The sequence below is a fragment of the Weissella kandleri genome (assembly GCF_001438705.1).
GTDB lineage: Bacteria > Bacillota > Bacilli > Lactobacillales > Lactobacillaceae > Weissella > Weissella kandleri.
The window spans coordinates 1-209 of record NZ_JQBP01000020.1 but is presented as its reverse complement, the minus strand read 5'-3'; the positions used below and the strand labels follow the sequence as shown (position 1 = coordinate 209).

The window sequence follows — 209 nt, the reverse complement described above, 5'->3', positions numbered from 1 at the left end:
GATATTTTAAATTTAATGATATGATTCAGTTTTCAAAGAACTAATTTAACAACCTACCGGTTGTTAATGGAGAATAACGGGATCGAACCGTTGACCCCCTGCTTGCAAAGCAGGTGCTCTCCCAGCTGAGCTAATTCCCCATCAAATATTTTATTGAATGTTGTAAAACACTCAAAACTAAATAACGTTTCAACAAATGCCTTCCGATT

General features: G+C 35.9%; 1 tRNA gene. It reads right to left on the bottom strand.

Going from position 1 to position 209, the window contains the following annotated elements:
* Positions 1-67: 67 nt before the first annotated feature.
* Positions 68-140 (bottom strand) — tRNA-Ala (locus IV73_RS06465).
* Positions 141-209 lie beyond the last annotated feature (69 nt).